This window comes from Stenotrophomonas acidaminiphila (assembly GCF_001431595.1).
In the GTDB taxonomy this organism is placed as follows: Bacteria; Pseudomonadota; Gammaproteobacteria; order Xanthomonadales; family Xanthomonadaceae; genus Stenotrophomonas; species Stenotrophomonas acidaminiphila.
Map to the genome: position 1 here is coordinate 1 of NZ_LDJO01000072.1, position 16,011 is coordinate 16,011.

14 protein-coding genes and 1 pseudogene are annotated in these 16,011 nt (G+C 66.4%); 7 read left to right on the forward strand and 8 right to left on the reverse strand.

Annotated features, from left to right (window positions below):
* Window positions 1–162 precede the first annotated feature (162 nt).
* The 4 genes and pseudogenes from ABB33_RS18295 (at window position 163) to ABB33_RS18685 (ending at window position 3,113) form a co-directional block, all read left to right on the forward strand.
* Complete coding sequence (locus ABB33_RS18295) at window positions 163–1,836, forward strand: RHS repeat domain-containing protein (RefSeq protein WP_082595141.1); 1,674 nt, start codon at window positions 163–165, stop codon at window positions 1,834–1,836.
* On the forward strand, window positions 1,833–2,126 hold the full coding sequence (locus ABB33_RS18680; protein WP_161809435.1) for a hypothetical protein: 294 nt from the start codon (window positions 1,833–1,835) through the stop codon (window positions 2,124–2,126). The genes ABB33_RS18295 and ABB33_RS18680 overlap by 4 nt, the downstream gene beginning before the upstream one ends.
* Before the next feature lie 35 nt (window positions 2,127–2,161).
* Window positions 2,162–2,596 (forward strand): annotated as a pseudogene (locus ABB33_RS18300) (RHS repeat-associated core domain-containing protein); the annotation flags it as partial.
* Between the two features lie 193 nt (window positions 2,597–2,789).
* The gene (locus tag ABB33_RS18685; protein ID WP_182212650.1) at window positions 2,790–3,113 is read left to right on the forward strand and encodes a hypothetical protein; all 324 of its coding nucleotides are present in this window, start codon (window positions 2,790–2,792) and stop codon (window positions 3,111–3,113) included.
* A 139-nt stretch (window positions 3,114–3,252) separates the two neighbouring features.
* On the opposite strand, the gene ABB33_RS15885 is transcribed toward ABB33_RS18685, so the two are convergent.
* Window positions 3,253–4,767, reverse strand: a complete 1,515-nt coding sequence (locus ABB33_RS15885; RefSeq protein WP_056932725.1) for a YifB family Mg chelatase-like AAA ATPase — start codon at window positions 4,765–4,767, stop codon at window positions 3,253–3,255.
* Window positions 4,768–4,776: 9 nt separating this feature from the next.
* Window positions 4,777–5,031, reverse strand: coding sequence for a ubiquinone biosynthesis accessory factor UbiK (ubiK, locus tag ABB33_RS15890; RefSeq protein WP_054662543.1), 255 nt, complete (start codon window positions 5,029–5,031; stop codon window positions 4,777–4,779).
* A 180-nt stretch (window positions 5,032–5,211) separates the two neighbouring features.
* Here ubiK and ABB33_RS15895 point away from each other — a divergent pair, with 180 nt between their 5' ends.
* Entirely contained in the window at window positions 5,212–5,550 is a 339-nt protein-coding gene (locus ABB33_RS15895; protein ID WP_054662546.1) for a P-II family nitrogen regulator, read from the forward strand.
* A gap of 3 nt (window positions 5,551–5,553) precedes the next feature.
* A complete protein-coding gene (locus tag ABB33_RS15900) occupies window positions 5,554–5,922 on the forward strand; it encodes a DUF6404 family protein (RefSeq protein ID WP_056932726.1) in 369 nt (122 codons plus the stop codon).
* A 351-nt stretch (window positions 5,923–6,273) separates the two neighbouring features.
* On the opposite strand, the gene ABB33_RS15905 is transcribed toward ABB33_RS15900, so the two are convergent.
* Together ABB33_RS15905 and speE are read right to left on the reverse strand one after the other, a co-directional pair.
* Window positions 6,274–7,755 carry a serine hydrolase domain-containing protein gene (locus ABB33_RS15905; RefSeq protein WP_056932727.1) on the reverse strand — a complete coding sequence of 494 codons (1,482 nt, stop codon included), beginning with the start codon at window positions 7,753–7,755 and terminating at the stop codon, window positions 6,274–6,276.
* 235 nt (window positions 7,756–7,990) lie between these two features.
* Complete coding sequence (speE, locus tag ABB33_RS15910) at window positions 7,991–8,848, reverse strand: polyamine aminopropyltransferase (protein WP_056932728.1); 858 nt, start codon at window positions 8,846–8,848, stop codon at window positions 7,991–7,993.
* 238 nt (window positions 8,849–9,086) lie between these two features.
* Between speE and speA the strand changes: the two genes are divergently transcribed.
* Complete coding sequence (speA, locus tag ABB33_RS15915; protein WP_054662555.1) at window positions 9,087–10,976, forward strand: arginine decarboxylase; 1,890 nt, start codon at window positions 9,087–9,089, stop codon at window positions 10,974–10,976.
* 167 nt (window positions 10,977–11,143) lie between these two features.
* Here the strand turns inward: speA and ABB33_RS15920 are convergent, their stop codons facing one another.
* The 4 genes from ABB33_RS15920 to radC form a co-directional block, all read right to left on the reverse strand.
* Window positions 11,144–11,896 (reverse strand): SDR family NAD(P)-dependent oxidoreductase, encoded by a 753-nt coding sequence (locus tag ABB33_RS15920; protein ID WP_054662558.1) that lies wholly within the window; start codon window positions 11,894–11,896, stop codon window positions 11,144–11,146.
* Between the two features lie 582 nt (window positions 11,897–12,478).
* Entirely contained in the window at window positions 12,479–13,333 is an 855-nt protein-coding gene (locus ABB33_RS15925) for an SPOR domain-containing protein (protein ID WP_056932729.1), read from the reverse strand.
* A 19-nt stretch (window positions 13,334–13,352) separates the two neighbouring features.
* The gene (argS, locus tag ABB33_RS15930) at window positions 13,353–15,041 is read right to left on the reverse strand and encodes an arginine--tRNA ligase (RefSeq protein WP_056932730.1); all 1,689 of its coding nucleotides are present in this window, start codon (window positions 15,039–15,041) and stop codon (window positions 13,353–13,355) included.
* Window positions 15,042–15,266: 225 nt separating this feature from the next.
* A complete protein-coding gene (gene radC / locus ABB33_RS15935; RefSeq protein ID WP_056932731.1) occupies window positions 15,267–15,941 on the reverse strand; it encodes a RadC family protein in 675 nt (224 codons plus the stop codon).
* Window positions 15,942–16,011 lie beyond the last annotated feature (70 nt).

Here is a 16,011-nt window from a genome sequence, read left to right on the forward strand (position 1 = left end):
CCACCTCGAGATGTTCTACAACCCCATCCGCCGACATGGTTCCGCTGGCGGACTGTCACCGGTAGAGTTTGAGAGGCGCTACGCGCAGAGCGGCGACTGAGTGTCTACGGAACTCTGGCCGGTCCACAGGGCCGGTTGACTCGTATCACCGATGCCAGTGGCATGACGCAGTACTGCTACAACCGATTCGGTGAGTTGACCCGCAAGATGCAGATGACTGGCAGTCAGGTGTTCGAGGTTCGCTACCACTACGACGCCGCAGGTCGTCTTGCTGGCCAGACATATCCGGACGGAACGGTACTGGATGCGGTGCTCGATGGAGAAGGTCGCGTCGTCGAGCTTGGCATCGTCCCAAGCGGTGGCGGACGGCAGGTAGTGCTGACCGGCGTGACCTATGCGCCGTTCGGCCCTAGTACTGGCTGGACATATGGCAACGGCCGTAATGTCATGCGCTCGCTGAATCAGAACTACCAGCCGCAGGCGATACACGACGCGGACACCGGGGGTCTTTCGCTGTGGTTCGAGTTCGATGCAATGGGCAATCTGGCCCGATTGAAGGATGCGGCGCAAAGCAGCACCTTGGCGCAATACAGCTACGACGCGCTGAATCGCCTTGAGCACGTGAAGGACGGACCGACCGGGACGCCGATCGAAACCTTTGATTACGACGCGACCGGCAACCGCACCAGTGTGCTGAGGGCGGGTGTGATCACCGCTTATGCGTATCCCGCTTCCAGCCATCGTCTGTCGAGCGTGGGGGGCATGGCGCGTAGCTACGATGCGGCTGGAAACACCACTGGCCTGAGCTCCGGGACTGGGTATGCGTACAACGATGCCGGGCGCCTGGCACTGGCGACGCATGGATCCGTGGTAGAGGTGAGCTACGGATACAATGGCAAAGGTGAGCAGGTGCGCCGTACTCAAGGCACGGACACGACGTACTACGTGTACGATGAGGCGGGCCGCATGCTCGGTGAATACGGCAATGCCGGTGGCATGCAGCAGCAGGTCATGTGGTTTGGGAACATGCCTGTTGGTGTGCTGCACCGATCAGGTGCTGGTCATGCCTTGCACTACATCGAGCCGGACCACTTGGGCACACCGCGCGTCATTATCGATGGAATCCGTAACGTCCCGATCTGGACGTGGAGCATCGCTGGTGAGGCGTTCGGGAGTACGCCGCCGGATGAGGACCCGGACAACGACGGCGTGGCGTTTGCCTTTGATCTGCGATATCCAGGCCAGCGATATGACAATACTACGGGTTTGAATTACAACTACTTCCGCGATTACGACCCCAGCACCGGAAGATACGTGCAGAGTGATCCGATTGGGCTGATGGGGGGGATAAACACGTATGGTTATGTAGTAGGCAATCCACTGTTGAATAGCGATCCTCGCGGGCTTGTAACTTGGAGGGGGTACGCTCACGGCGCAGGATTTGGGCACGCAGTGATCGCGGCAGCTAGATATAACTTCCACCTTGTTTCGGATTGCGTTAACGGCCGGCAAGCAATTGTCGATATTGATGCGAGTTTTTTTGGAGGAGGGTTAGGAGCGCCAATCACTTACACAATCTCGCAGGTATCGTTAGATGATGGGAAATCCGAGATTGATCCGTACGCACTTACAGGAAGTGCTTCTATGAAAGGAGCAGGACTGGCTGCTGGGGGTGGCGTTGCCTACTCTGGTTTTCAACTAGGGGCAGGGAAATCACCAGGTGCATGGGGTGGACAAGGGGGTTGGGATGCAACCCTTTATTGGTATCCAATAGGAAATTCAAAGATGGATGGTAGCCCCAAATGGGTCAGCTGTGGGGCATGTGGATCAAAATGAATACAGAAACCTTCCTGCCGCTTCTTTTCTTTGGATTTCTGCTTTTAATAGTGAGCAGGCTAATCGCTATAAAGCTCGCTAAAAGTTCTTTACCAAACGGGCGCCATTCAGAACTAGCTTCGCTTGATTACATTCCGTTGAATACCCCATCTGAAGCGCTTAAGTCGCTTTCTGCTTTTGGGAAAGCAGCTCTATCAAAACCACTTTCATTAGTTGGTCTTCTTTCATTTATACATATTGCGACTTGGATATCTCTGATTGGTGCAGTTCTCTTCGAGATATTTAGATAACCGCGATCAGGCTCGCCTTCTAATATAACTACTTCCGGGATTATTATCCATGGGCCGGAAGGTGCTCGCAGAGTGATCCAATTGGTCTTGCAGGTGGTATCTCGACGTATGGGTACGCTGGCGGAAATCCGCTGACGGGGATTGATCCGCTGGGGCTGGCAGACACTTCGTCGCCTTGGTCAGTTGGCTGGGAGTGGTTAACTGGCACAGGGCCTCGGTATCGTGATTTTAGTGATGGTGATCCGTTTGCTGAGACACTCAGACAGCATGGAAATATTCAGCGCCTCTTGAAAAGAGCTTGCGAGGGGGCAATTCTAAAGCAAGGAAAGTGGGATTACTCCGTAAGTGGTTGGAAGGGGGTTCCGCTCTATTTGCACGACTATTCAAGCTTGTTGACTTTCGGTCATATGGGAAATATTGCAGTTACTTTTCTCGGAAGCTACAACGCACGATTATCAAATCGGCGCTAACACGCTCTATGTTCAGGTGAACAATTCTTCTTCGATACAATCAGTAACGCATCCCCCTGTGATTGGTTGCACTAGGTGGTGGTCTGAGAACATTGGCGATCCACTGAATCGTTGGCGGTCGACTGGTGCAATGTAAGAAGTTGCCCGGACACTCAACCTGACATTTGATTTGTCCGAGTGTGGGTGCAAAAAAATGATGCGCTCCTTCGTAACACTGCTTATTTCCGCTTCTCTTGTTGGATGTGCCTGGGAACAGGATGTGACTGAATTTGTCGAAGTATGGAGGGCTGACGATGTTCGGGATCAGGGCAGGGAGATTTCCATGCGGCAGGATGGAAAGTTCATGGCAGCGAGAATTCCTGCCGCTATGGTTTGCTCGTCTGCTGGCGCAGGCATATCGAGCGAGAAATGTAGCGTCCCTTACGGCGTCATGGTCTTTATTGGCCCAGAAAAAGAGCTGCCATTGATCTCAGGCGTTTATAAACCATCGACAGGAATAGAGTTCAGCCATATGTGAATAACAACAAGCCCTGCTCACGCGGGGCTTGTTGTTTATCCGTTCTCGCTTCGCATCTGTTCCTGCTGCTGTTACCTGGAGTTCCCAGAAAGCGAATCTGTCAACGTCGGCGGCATCCCCACTCGGGGCACTGCCCGCTTTACGGTGAGCCATCCGGGCAGGCGCGATCCAGCTGGCGGTAGCCGATGGCTTCGGCCAGGTGCGTGCGTTCGATGGGGCCGCCACCGGCCAGGTCGGCGATGGTGCGGGCCACGCGCAGGATGCGGTGCATCGAGCGTGCGGACAGCTGCAGGCGTTCCATCGCCTGTTCGAGCATGGCCTGGTCGGCGGCGGTCAGCACGCAATCGCGCAGGGTCTGTCCCGGGTCGAGGCGGGCGTTGGGGGTACCGGCGCGTTGCAGCTGGCGGGTACGCGCCTGCGCTACCCGGGCCTGCACGGCGGCGCTGGTTTCGGCGGGCGGAGCATCGCCGCGCAGTTCGGACGGTGGCAGCCGTGGCACCTGCAGCTGCAGGTCGATGCGGTCCAGCAGCGGGCCGGAGATGCGCGCGCGGTAGCGGGCGATCGCATCGGCCGAGCAGCGGCACCGGCCACTGCGGTCGCCGGCCCAGCCGCACGGGCATGGGTTCATCGCCGCCACCAGCTGGAAGCGGGCCGGGAACTCGGTGCTGCGCGCGGCCCGCGCGATGGTGACCACGCCCGATTCCAGCGGCTCGCGCAGCACCTCGAGCGTCTGCCGCTTCCATTCGGGCAATTCATCCAGGAACAACACGCCGTTGTGCGCCCGCGAGATCTCGCCGGGCCGCGGCAGTGCGCCGCCGCCGACCAAGGCGACGGCGCTGGCCGTGTGGTGCGGGGCGCGATAGGGCCGTTGCCGCCAGCGTGCCGGGTCCACGCCGTGGCGCCCGGCCGAGGCGATGGCCGCCGTTTCCAGGGCTTCGGCCTCGCTGGCCTCGGGCAGGATGCCGGGCAGCCGCGAGGCCAGCAGGGTCTTGCCGCAGCCGGGCGAGCCGACCAGCAGCAGGTGGTGGCCGCCGGCGGCAGCGATCTCCAGTGCGCGGCGGGCCTGCGCATGGCCGCGCACGTCGGCCAGGTCCGGCAGCGGTGCAGGTTCGCAGGTGCTGACCTGCGCGTCGGGCAGGGCCTTCTCGCCAGCCAGGGCGGCGCAGACTTCCAGCAGGGTGCGCGCGACCTTGACCGTCGCCTGCCGTGCCAGCGCGGCCTGGTCGGCGTTGTCCGGCGCCACCACCAGCGTGCGCTGTTCACGCGCCGCGGCGATGGCCGCGGGCAGCGCGCCGTCCACGCCGCGCAGTTCGCCAGTCAGCGCCAGCTCGCCGATGAACTCGTGCGCGGCCAGCGCCTGGCGGTCGATCTGGCCGCTGGCGGCGAGGATGCCCAGTGCGATGGGCAGGTCGAAACGGCCGCCGTCCTTGGGCAGGTCGGCCGGGGCCAGGTTGATGGTGATGCGCCGGGCCGGGAACTCGAACTGCGCGCAGAGAATGGCCGCGCGCACCCGGTCGCGCGATTCGCGTACCGCCGCTTCGGGCAGGCCCACGATCTGGGTGCAGGGTAGCCCGCCGGACAGGTGCACTTCGACCCGTACTGGCGGCGCATCCACCCCGGCGCGGGCACGGCTGTGCACCAGCGCCAGGCTCATGGGCGTGGCTCAGGCGTCGCCGGTGGGGCGCTTTTCCAGTGCGGCGACAGCCTGTTCCAGCGCGTCCAGCTTCTCGCGGGTGCGCAGCAGCACGGCGCGCTGCACTTCGAACTCCTCGCGGGTGACCAGGTCCAGTTTGGCCAGGCCGGCCTGCAGCGCACTCTTGAAAGTGGCTTGCAGTTCCTCGCGCGATTCGCGCAGGCCCGGTGGCACCAGGTCGCTCAGGCGGCGGGCCAGCGCATCGATGTGGTTGAGGTCGATCATGGGGTGCTCTCCGCAGGGGCAGGCTGGCAGGTTAGGCGCCGCCGGCAATCGCGGCCATCGGGCTCTGTTGCGTGGGGACATCAGGATAATCCCTTGCCGTCCGTGCGGCACGCCCCGCGCCTGCCGGGTCAGCGCCGGGCAGGCTATGCTTTCCCCGGCACACAGACAGGGAAACGACCGATGAAAATGATCATGGCCATCGTCAAGCCGTTCAAACTGGACGACGTGCGCGAGGCGCTCGCCGAGCGCGGCGTGGCCGGCATCACCGTCACCGAGGTCAAGGGCTTCGGCCGGCAGAAGGGCCACACCGAGCTGTATCGCGGCGCCGAGTACGTGGTCGATTTCCTGCCCAAGGTGAAGATCGAGGTCGCGGTCACCGACGCCCAGGCCGACGAGGTGGTGGAGGCCATCGTCAAGGCCGCCGGCACCGGCAAGATCGGCGACGGCAAGGTGTTCGTGTACGACCTGGGCAGCGTGGTGCGCATCCGCACCGGCGAGCTCGACGCCGACGCGCTCTGAACCATGGCGACCGTGGACGGTGAATTCGGCCAGCGCCTGCAGCGGGCCCTGGCGATGCTGGATGGCAAGGGGCTGCCGCGCGGCACGTCCGAGCCGTTGCTCTACCGGGGGTTGTGGAAGCTCGGTTTCCGCGTGCCGCCGCCGCTCATGATGGGGTTTGTCCCGAATGCCTTGCTGATGGGGGGCTTCTTCGGGCCGACCTGGGGCTTGGTGATGTGGTTGGTGGGCTGGCGCCGTTCGCAGATGCCGGTGGGCATGGTGCTGCAGGCCATGGTGCTGGCCGGCGTGCTGTTCGGCCTGTCGATGGGGATGTACGGGCGTTGGATTGCGGGCCGGCACGGCATTCCGCACTGGCGCGATTTCCAAGGCTGAGCGCGGCTGGCGGGCCGCTGCCGGTGTTGCCCGCCGCGGCGGGCGGGCCGTGGACAGTGGCATGCGTTCCCGGGCAGGCCGGCCGGTAGTCGGTACCGCCGCTGCAGTGGGCTCCCAGGCTGCGGCCTGGGAGCTGTCTCCTGTGCTGAAGCCGCGGGGTCCTGTGGGCCAGCGGGCCCCGCGAGGGGCGGCAGACGAAAGACCTCGTGTCGCTACGGAGTCATTCTGGGCGGAGCCCCCGGGTTGTCCGCCCGATGCCCTGGCCATGAAGGCGATCCGGCGGGACAGGGCCCCATGCGGGAAAGGAGCGCGCCAGGCCCAGGCGCGGACATGGCGGGCGGTACCGATGCCTCAATCGCTGCTGCCTCCGGGTTGTTTGTCCGTGCCCATTGCTTCCAGCGCCGCGCGGGCGCTGCGGCTGGCCGGATCGAGCTTCAGGGCGGTGCGGTAGCTTTGGCGCGCTTCATCCAGCCGCCCCGCCGCGCGATACGCCTCCCCGAGACTGTCGTGGGTGTTGGCCGAACCGGGATATGCCGCCACGCCCCATTCAAATACGCTGACCGCCTCGTCCTTGCGGCCCGCGCGAAGGAACGTGTAGCCCAGCGCGTTCAGCGCCCTCTCGCTGTGGTCGTAGTCGTCGCGGCGCACCCCCAGCCCTTCATAGGCCGCCGTCATGGCCTTGGGCCCCTGGCGATAGGCGATCGGGGTCAGCAGGTCGTCCAGGCTCCGCTTTGCCGGTTGCATCGGCTTGCCGTTGAGCACCTCCATGAGGTCCTGGCCCATCGTCACCACAAGCGCGCCCTGCCAGAAATTGTCGAGGATGATGACGCAGTCCTCGTGCGACTCGGACCGCAGGTAATAGCTCTGGTAGCCCGGTACGCTGCCGGTGTGGGAGACGACCTGCAGCCTGGCGCCATCGGGCAGTGTCCAGTCATCGACATTCCACCCGAACCCATGGTGCGACGCCTGCGCTGTCAGCATCTGCCGCCGCGTGTCGTGGCTCAGCAGGCGCTCACCATACAGCGCCCGGTCGAAGCGGTAGAGATCGTCGACCGTGGTGTAGATGCCCGCCGCCGCGAACGACACGCTCGGGTCGATCCACTGTGGCTGCACCAGGGTGCCTTCCGCGGTGCGGGTGTAGCCTTCGGCGAGCCGTTCCAGCACCGACCTGCCGTTGAAAACACCACTGGCGGCCATGCCTGCCGGGGCGAAGATCCGCTCCTGCAGGTTGTCCGCAAGAGGCTGCCCGGTCGCCTGTTCGATCAGCAGGCCGAGCAGGAAGAAGCCATTGTTGTTGTATCGCCACTGCTGGCCCGGATTTTCCAGGAGCGTCGGCTTGATCCACTCACGCGCAAAGTCCATCGGCGCATAGCTGCGGCGCGCGGCGGTCTGCCACCACGGGTCGGTGTAGCGCCCGGGGACGTCGGCAAGCCCCGAGGTGTGGCTGAGCAGCTGGGCCACCGTCACCTTCGCCGCAGGCGTCCCGGCGTAGAGCGCCGGCAGGTATTCGCCCAGTGTCCCGTCCAACCGCAGCGTGCCCTGCTGGACCAGTTGCATGGTGAGCGTGGCGACCAGCGGCTTGCTCAGCGAGCCGACCCGATAGCGCCCTTCCACCCGGTTGGGCGTTGCCCATTCAACATTGGCCTGGCCGTAGGCGGCGCGCAGCAGCACCTGGTCTCCCCGCGCCACCAGCACCGTCCCGTTGAACCCACGGTGATCGGCGTAGCTGTCGACGAGGCGGCGCAGTTCATCGGCCGTGGGAGGCTGCTTGGCCAGGGCGACTGCGCTGCACGTCAGCAGGACGAAACCACATACCCGGGCAATGGGACGCATCGATTGGCCTACGTTGGAGAACCCGTCCGAAGCTAGCGATTGACTACAGTTGTAGTCAATGGGTCGTCCGGCATGGTTCCAGGGCCCTCCGGGCGAGGCGCCGTGCCAGGCAGCGTGATGGCTGCGTTCGGCAGCCGGGTGGCCCGGGGGATGCGCGGCGCCTGGAGAACCAACGAAAACCCCGCGCCGGTGGCCGGCGCGGGGTTGGGGTACGTCGCTGCGGTGTGGCGCGGGCTTACTCGCCCAGCGCCTTGGCCACGAACGGCGGGCTGACCAGCACGCCGGTGTGCAGCGGGGCGGTGTAGTACAGCGTGTCGAACGGCTTGGCGGCGGCGTCTTCCTGGCGGAAGCCGAAGCCGAAGCCGGCCTGCTTGCTGGCCACGGTCACCGACCACCAGCCGGTCGGGTAGCACGGCTGCGGGAACGGCAGGGTCTTGAACGACTGGAAGCCGGCCTTGCCCATCTCCGCGCGCATGTCCTTGATCAGGTCCAGCAGCGCCAGCGGCGATTCGCTCTGCTGCACCAGCAGGCCGTCGTCCTTCAGCGCGCGGAAGCAGCTTTCGAAGAAGGCCTTGTTGAACAGGCCCTCGGCCGGGCCGACCGGGTCGGTGGAGTCCACGATCACCACGTCGACGCTGCCCGGCGCGCAGTTGGCCATGTAGGCCACGCCGTCGTCGAACAGCAGCTCGGCACGGGTATCGCCGTTGGACTCGCACAGCTCCGGGAAGTACTTCTCGGCCATGCGCGTGACCTGCTCGTCGATGTCGCACTGGGTGGCGCTTTCAACGCCCGGGTGCTTGAGCACCTCGCGCAGGGTGCCGCAGTCGCCGCCGCCGATGATCACCACGCGCCTGGGCGCCGGGTGGGTGAACAGCACCGGGTGGCTGATCATCTCGTGGTAGAAGAAGTTGTCCTTGGTGGTCAGCATCATGGCGCCATCGATGACCATCAGCTTGCCCCAGTCGGTGCTGTCGTAGATCTCGATCTTCTGGAACGGCGACTGCACTTCGTCCAGCTTGCCGGTGATGCGGAAACCGATGGCCGAGCCGGTCGGCTGGAAGTGTTCGATGAACCAGTTGTCGAGGGTGGTCATGGGGATTCCTGGGTGCAATGGACTTTTCCCTTCTCCCGCGGGCGGGAAAAGGTGCCCCGGAGGGCGGGCGAGGGGGGCGGCAAAGCCCGGTACGACGGGGTCTGCGCCGTATTTCCGCCCCTGGATCCCGCTCCGGAGCGGGAGGGCGGAAGGCGCGGGCGCGGATTGTAACGGACCCTTGCCCCGCTGGCGTTAGAATGCGCGTCCTTTTTATCCACAGCCGAGAGTTGCTACGCCGATGAGCGATTGGTCCCTCGACCAGGCCCGCAAGACCTATTCGATCCCGCACTGGTCCGACGGTTATTTCGACGTCGATGCCGCCGGGCATGTCGTGGTGCGCCCCACCGGCGCGCGGGGCCCGGCCGTGTCGTTGCCGGAAATCGTCGATTCGGCGCGTGCCGCCGGCGCCAAACTGCCGCTGCTGGTGCGGTTCCCGGACATCCTCGGCGAGCGTCTGGGCAAGCTGCAGGCGGCTTTCGCCCAGGCCCAGCGTGACTGGGATTACCGTGGCGGCTACACCGCGGTCTATCCGATCAAGGTCAACCAGCACCGCGGCGTGGCCGGTACCCTGGCCAGCCACCATGGCGAGGGTTTCGGCCTGGAAGCCGGCTCCAAGCCGGAGCTGATGGCGGTGCTGGCGTTGAGCCGGCCGGGCGGGCTGATCGTCTGCAACGGCTACAAGGACCGCGAGTACATCCGCCTGGCGCTGATCGGCCGCAAGCTCGGCCTGCAGACCTATATCGTCATCGAGAAGCCCTCCGAGCTGAAGCTGGTGCTGGAGGAATCCAGGGCGCTGGACGTGAAGCCGGGCCTGGGCGTGCGCATGCGCCTGGCATCGCTGGGTGCCGGCAAGTGGCAGAACAGCGGCGGCGACAAGGCCAAGTTCGGGCTGTCGCCGCGCCAGCTGCTGGACCTGTGGAAGTCGCTGCGCGATACCGAGTACGCCGACTGCCTGAACCTGCTGCACTTCCACATGGGCAGCCAGATCAGCAACGTGCGCGACATCGCCAACGGCATGCGCGAGGCCACCCGCTATTTCGTCGAGCTCTCGCGCCTGGGCGCGAAGATCAGCCACGTCGACGTCGGCGGTGGCCTGGGCATCGACTACGAAGGCACCCGCTCGCGCAGCTACTGCTCGATCAACTACGGCCTGAACGCCTACGCCAGCAACATCGTGCAGCCGCTGGCCGAGGCCTGCGAAGCGCACGCGCTGCCGCCGCCGCGCATCGTCACCGAGTGCGGCCGCGCGATGACCGCCCACCACGCGGTGCTGATCGCCAACGTGTCCGAAGTGGAGCAGGCCGCCGATGGCCGCATCCCCGAGGCGCATGACGACGAACCGGCCGCGATCCGCCACCTGCGCGAGATCCATGACGAACTGGACCAGCGCCCGGCGGTGGAGCTGTTCCAGGAAGCCCAGCACTTCCACGCCGAAGGCCTGAGCGCCTACGCCCTCGGCCAGATCGACCTGCCGCAGCGTGCGCGCATCGACGACCTGTTCTACGCCATCGCCAACGGCGTGCGCGCGCGCCTGAGCTACGACGAGAAGAGCCATCGCCCCGCGCTGGACGAGCTGAACGACCGCCTGGTCGACAAGTACTTCGTCAATTTCAGCGTGTTCGAGTCGATCCCCGATGCCTGGGCCATCGACCAGGTGTTCCCGATCGTGCCGATCGAGCGCCTGGACGAGCGCCCGGACCGCCGCGGCGTGATCGCCGACATGACCTGCGACTCGGACGGCATGGTCAAGACCTACGTCGAGAACGAGAGCCTGGACAGCTCGCTGCCGCTGCACTCGGTGGGCCATGGCGAGAGCTACCGCATCGGCTTCTTCCTGGTCGGCGCCTACCAGGAAATCCTCGGCGACATCCACAATCTGTTCGGCGATACCGACGCGGTGGAAGTCACGGTCGATGGCAGCGGCTATCGCATCGCCCAGCAGCGTCGCGGCGACACCACCGACGTGATGCTCGATTACGTCGGCTACCGCCTGGACGACCTGCGCGCGGCTTACCGGCAACGCGTGGCCGCGGCCAACCTGCCGGCCGAGCGTGCCGCCGAGCTGGACGCCGCGCTGGAAGCGGGCCTGACCGGTTACACCTACCTGTCGGACGAGCCGCTGGGCTGAGCGGGCCGCGGCCATCGCCGCGCTGACGAGGGGGCGGGCGGTGCCCGCCCCTTCTCATTTGCGGCCTGTGCTGCGCGCAGTGCCGGGATGGGCGCCAGCGTCGAGGGCAGGCATGGGAACAACCCATCGCATCGCAGCCGCCGGCATGCCCGTCCGTGTCGCCGGCATCAGCCTTCGCGCGCGACCTGGAAGCCGGCGAACGACTGGCTCACCGGCATCAGCTCCAGGCGGTTGACGTTCAGGTGCGGCGGCAGGGTGGCGACCCAGAAGATCTGCTCGGCGATGTCCTGTGCGGTCATCGGGTTGGCGCCCTTGTACAGCTGGTCCGAGGCGGCCTGGTTGCCATGGGTGCGCACCAGGGTGAACTCGGTCTCGGCCATGCCCGGCTCGATCGCGGTCACGCGTACGCCGGTGCCGTGCAGGTCGGCGCGCAGGCCCAGCGAGAACTGGCTGACGAAGGCCTTGGTGCCGCCATAGGCGTTGCCGCCCGGATACGGGTAGATGGCGGCGGTGGAACTGATGTTGATGATCGCCCCGCGGCGTTCGATCAGCCGCGGCAGCAGGTGATGGGTCAGGGTGACCAGCGCGGTGACGTTGGTATCGATCATCGTGCGCCAGTCCTCCAGGCTGGCGTGCTGGGCAGCGGCGGTGCCCTGCGCCAGGCCGGCGTTGTTGACCAGCAGGTCGATGCCACCGAACGCCGCCGGCAACGCCGCCAGTGCCGCCTCCATCGCCGCCGGATCGCGGATGTCGAAGACCGCGGCGTGCACCCGCTCGGCCCCGAACTCGTCCACCAGCGGCTGCAGGCGCTCGGCACGGCGGCCGGTGGCGATCACCTTCCAGCCGGCGGCGGCGAAGCGACGGGCGGCGGCGGCACCGAAACCGGACGTGGCGCCGGTGATCAGGACGGTCTTGGACATGACGGTTTCCCAGGGAGAAGAGGCCATCGATTTTCGCACCTTCGCGGAGCACCGGCGCTGGCGTGATGCGGACACCCCGAACACGTCCATCGCGTCAACGCGCATGCCCATGGCGCCCACCCAGCGGAGACCCAGCCCGCTTGAGCCAAGGGGGCGCGCCGACAGGCGCGGGGTTGTGGGAAAAAACAGGCACGGGACCCAAGGTTTGTTTCACAAACGCGGGGTGAAGCCTCTGTAGCGACATCACTGCGCCCACGATTTCCGCACCTCGCAGAACACGGGGCTCGTAGACGCGGAGCCTGCCGCGAATGGTGCACTTTGCCAAATCCTGTGCGTGGCAAGCCCCGCACCCACGATGTTCCCGCCGGAGCCACAGCCCCCTTGAGACAAGGGGGCGCGCCGACAGGCGCAGGGTTGTGGAAGAAGAGGGCGTGGGGCCCGATGTCTGCGCAGCAGACATTGGGGTAACACCGCCGTGGCGGTGTCACCGTGGCGCGCCGACAGGCGCAGGGTTGTGGAAGAAAAGGGCGTGGGGCCCGATGTCTGCGCAGCAGACATTGGGGTAACACCGCCAAAGCGGTGTTACTGCGCCTTGATGGCCATCGCCTGCAGGCCGCTGCCGTTGAGCTTGGCCTTGGCCTCGGCCAGTTCGCTGGCGGTGCCGTAGGGGCCCATGCGCACGCGGTAGACGGTGTTGCCGTTGATCTGCGCCGATTCGACGCGGGCGGCCAGGCCCATCATCGCCAGCTTGGCCTTGGTCGCCTCGGCGTCGCCGGAAGCGCCGAAGGCGCCGGCCTGGAGGATGTAGCGGACGTTGTCGCCGCCCGCCGCGGTTGCCGGTGCCGCTGGCTCCGCCCGCCTGGGTGCGCTGTCGGCTGCGGCCACGGCAGGTGCCGGGGTGGCCGTCGCGGTGCCGGCCGGCGTGCCTGCGGCTGCGGCCTGGCGCGGCGTCTCGCTGATCGGTGCCGGCAGCGGTGCGGCGGCCGCCGGTACCGGGCGCCCTTCCAGGGCAGCCTGCGCGCGCTGCGCTTCGCTGGCCTGCGCTGCCCGCGCGGCCTGGCTTCGGCGCTGTTCCTCGGCACGCGCGCTGGCGGCCAGCTCGGCGTCGGACATCTGCACTTCCTTGCCCGGCAGCAGGGTGTAGAAGTCGTACTGGGTCGCGGCCGGCTTCTCCGCCGGCTGCGCGCCATCGTGCGCGGCTGGACGGGGGAGGTCGGCGCCGGCGTCGATGTCGGCATCGGCGACCGGGGCCGGCTGTGCGTCCGGGTTGGGCTGGGGACCGACCCGCAGGAAGCCGTCGCCTTCCTTCTTGAACAGGTTCGGGGCGGCCAGGAACACCACGGCCGCGATCGCCGCGCCGGCGACCAGCCATACCCAGCCGGGCGTACCGTTGCCGCTGTTGCGCCGGGCCTGGCTCTTGCCGCGTCGTGCTGCCATTTCTGCAACGTCTCCTTGCTTACATCTTTTCCGGCGCGCTCACGCCCAACAGGCCCAGCCCGTTGGCGAGCGTCTGCCGCGCGGCGCCGGCCAGTGCCAGCCGGGCGTTGCGGGTGGCGGCATCGTCCACCAGTACCGGCGTCCCGTGATACCACGTGTGGAAGGCGTGCGCCAATTCACGCAGGTACTGCGCCACCAGGTGCGGTTCCAGCGACACGCCGGCGGCCTCGACCACTTCCGGGTAACGCGAGATTTCGTTCATCAGCTCCAGCGACGCCGCGTCGTCGAGCTGCGCCAGCGCGGACAGGCCCATCGCCTGGTCGTAGTCCATGCCCTTCTCCTGCGCCTGCCGCAGCAGCGAGCAGACGCGGGCATGCGCGTACTGCACGTAGAACACCGGGTTGTCGTTGCTCTGCTGGCGTGCCAGGTCGATGTCGAAGGTCAGCTGGGAATCGGGCTTGCGCGCGATCAGGAACCAGCGCACCGCATCGCTGCCGACCTCGTCGATCAGGTCGCGCAGGGTCAGGTAGCTGCCGGCGCGCTTGGACAGCTTCACTTCCTCGCCGCCGCGCATCACCGTCACCATCTGGTGCAGCACGTATTCCGGCCAGCCCTGGGGAATGCCCACGCCCAGCGCCTGCAGGCCGGCGCGCACCCGCGCCAGCGAGCCGTGGTGGTCGGCGCCCAGTTCGGTGATGGCGCGCTCGTAACCACGCTGCCACTTGCTCAGGTGGTAGGCCACGTCCGGCAGGAAGTAGGTGTAGGTGCCGTCGGACTTGCGCATCACGCGGTCCTTGTCGTCACCGAAATCGGTCGAGCGCAGCCACAGCGCGCCGCCTTCCTCGTAGGTGTGGCCGGAGGCGACCAGCTGGTCCACCGTCTCGGCGACCTTGCCGTCGGTATACAGCGAGCTTTCCAGGAAATAGATGTCGAAATCCACGCCGAACGCAGCCAGGTCCTGGTTCTGCTCGTTGCGCAGGTAGGCCACGGCGAAACGGCGGATGGCGTCGATGTCCCCGGCATCGCCGGCACCGACCACCTGGCTGCCTTCCAGCTCGACGGTCTGGCCGAGCAGGTAGGCCTTGGCGACGTCGGCGATGTACTCGCCGTTGTATGCCTCGGCCGGCCACTGTTCGTCGCCCGGCTTGAAGCCGCGTGCGCGTGCCTGGACCGAGCGGGCCAGGTTCTCGATCTGCACACCGGCGTCGTTGTAGTAGAACTCGCGCCTGGCATTCCAGCCGTTGGCTTCCAGCACGCGGGCGATGCAGTCGCCGATCGCGCCGGCGCGGCCATGGCCGACGTGCAGCGGGCCGGTCGGGTTGGCCGAGACGTACTCGACGCCGACGCTGCGGCCGTTGCCGCCCAGGTTGCGGCCGTAGTCCGCGCCTTCGCGCAGCACGCTGGCGACCTCGCGCTGGAATGCCACCGGCGCCAGCTTGAAGTTGATGAAGCCCGGGCCGGCGATCTCGACGCTGGCGACGTCGTCGCTGGGTGGCAGCGCCGCGACCAGCGCCTGCGCCACCGCGCGCGGGTTGCTGCGTGCGGCCTTGGCCAGCAGCATCGCGGCATTGGTGGCGAAATCGCCGTGCTCGCGGGTCTTGGGTCGTTCGACCACGAAATCCGGCGGCAGGGTGTCGGCAGGCAGGGTGCCGTTGGCGCGCAAGGCTTCGATGCCTTGGCCGATCAGGGCGCGGAGTAGGGATTTCACGTGACTGTCTGCTTGGAGCGCGGAACTGAACATTTTACCCGACCGGCGGGGCCGCTGCTCCCGCGGCGGCGCGGCCGGTCAGCGAAGTCAACAGCGCGTGCAGGCTGCGGCCGGGGCTTGCATGGCCTGCGGCCGTGCCGTGCGATGGGGCTGCCATGCCTGTCCCGGAAGACCGGTGCAGGCGCGTCACGCCCGGGGCGGGGGCCGGCGGGCAGGCGCATCCGGCTACATCCAGCCGCGGGCCGCCAGCGACACCGGCGGGCCATCGCCGATGACGAAGTGGTCCAGCAGCCGTATCTGAACCAGGGCCAGTGCCTCGCGCAGGCGAAGGGTGACGGTACGGTCGGCCGCCGACGGTTCGGCGCTGCCGGAAGGATGGTTGTGGCCGACGATCACTGCCGCTGCGTTGTGTGCCAGGGCCCGGCGCACCAGTTCGCGCGGGTGCACCTCGGCGCCGTCGATGGTGCCGCGGAACAGCTCCTCGAAGGCCAGTGCCCGGTGCCGGCTGTCCAGGAACAGGGCGGCGAACACCTCGTGCGGCCGCGGCCGCAGCCGCTGCACGAAATAACGGCCGGCCGAGTCCGGGTCGGTGAGGGTGGTGCCGCGCTCCAGGTCCGAGGCCAGGTGGCGCTGGCCCAGCTCCAGTGCCGCCACCAGCCGGCAGGCGCGGGCCGGGCCCAGGCCCGGCACCCGCATCAACTCGCGCGCGCCATGGTCCATCAACTGCCGCAGCGGGCCATGTAAGTGCAGCATCTCGCGTGCGGTCCGTATCGCATCCTGGCCGGGCAGGCCCGAGCCCAGGAAGATGGCCAGCAGCTCCGCGTCGGACAGGACGCTGGCCCCTTGTGCCAGCAGCTTTTCGCGGGGGCGTTCGGAGTCGGGCCAGTGGCGGATGTGCATGGCCTCAGGGTGGCCGTCAAGCGTGTGCAGGGTAATAAGTCGTCACGGACCCTTCGGGTAAGCTAAAGAT

What these genes read in the sequence shown, in the direction of transcription:
- ubiK (WP_054662543.1), bottom strand. Translation starts at nt 5,031, where the DNA reads ATGATCGACCTCAACCACATCGATGCGCTGGCCCGCCGCCTGAGCGAC.
- ABB33_RS15905 (WP_056932727.1), bottom strand. Translation starts at nt 7,755, where the DNA reads ATGCGTCCCATTGCCCGGGTATGTGGTTTCGTCCTGCTGACGTGCAGC.
- radC (WP_056932731.1), bottom strand. Translation starts at nt 15,941, where the DNA reads ATGCACATCCGCCACTGGCCCGACTCCGAACGCCCCCGCGAAAAGCTG.
- ABB33_RS15920 (WP_054662558.1), bottom strand. Translation starts at nt 11,896, where the DNA reads ATGTCCAAGACCGTCCTGATCACCGGCGCCACGTCCGGTTTCGGTGCC.
- ABB33_RS18295 (WP_082595141.1), top strand. Translation starts at nt 163, where the DNA reads ATGACGCAGTACTGCTACAACCGATTCGGTGAGTTGACCCGCAAGATG.
- speA (WP_054662555.1), top strand. Translation starts at nt 9,087, where the DNA reads ATGAGCGATTGGTCCCTCGACCAGGCCCGCAAGACCTATTCGATCCCG.
- ABB33_RS15885 (WP_056932725.1), bottom strand. Translation starts at nt 4,767, where the DNA reads ATGAGCCTGGCGCTGGTGCACAGCCGTGCCCGCGCCGGGGTGGATGCG.
- speE (WP_056932728.1), bottom strand. Translation starts at nt 8,848, where the DNA reads ATGACCACCCTCGACAACTGGTTCATCGAACACTTCCAGCCGACCGGC.
- ABB33_RS18680 (WP_161809435.1), top strand. Translation starts at nt 1,833, where the DNA reads ATGAATACAGAAACCTTCCTGCCGCTTCTTTTCTTTGGATTTCTGCTT.
- ABB33_RS18685 (WP_182212650.1), top strand. Translation starts at nt 2,790, where the DNA reads ATGATGCGCTCCTTCGTAACACTGCTTATTTCCGCTTCTCTTGTTGGA.
- ABB33_RS15900 (WP_056932726.1), top strand. Translation starts at nt 5,554, where the DNA reads ATGGCGACCGTGGACGGTGAATTCGGCCAGCGCCTGCAGCGGGCCCTG.
- ABB33_RS15925 (WP_056932729.1), bottom strand. Translation starts at nt 13,333, where the DNA reads ATGGCAGCACGACGCGGCAAGAGCCAGGCCCGGCGCAACAGCGGCAAC.
- ABB33_RS15895 (WP_054662546.1), top strand. Translation starts at nt 5,212, where the DNA reads ATGAAAATGATCATGGCCATCGTCAAGCCGTTCAAACTGGACGACGTG.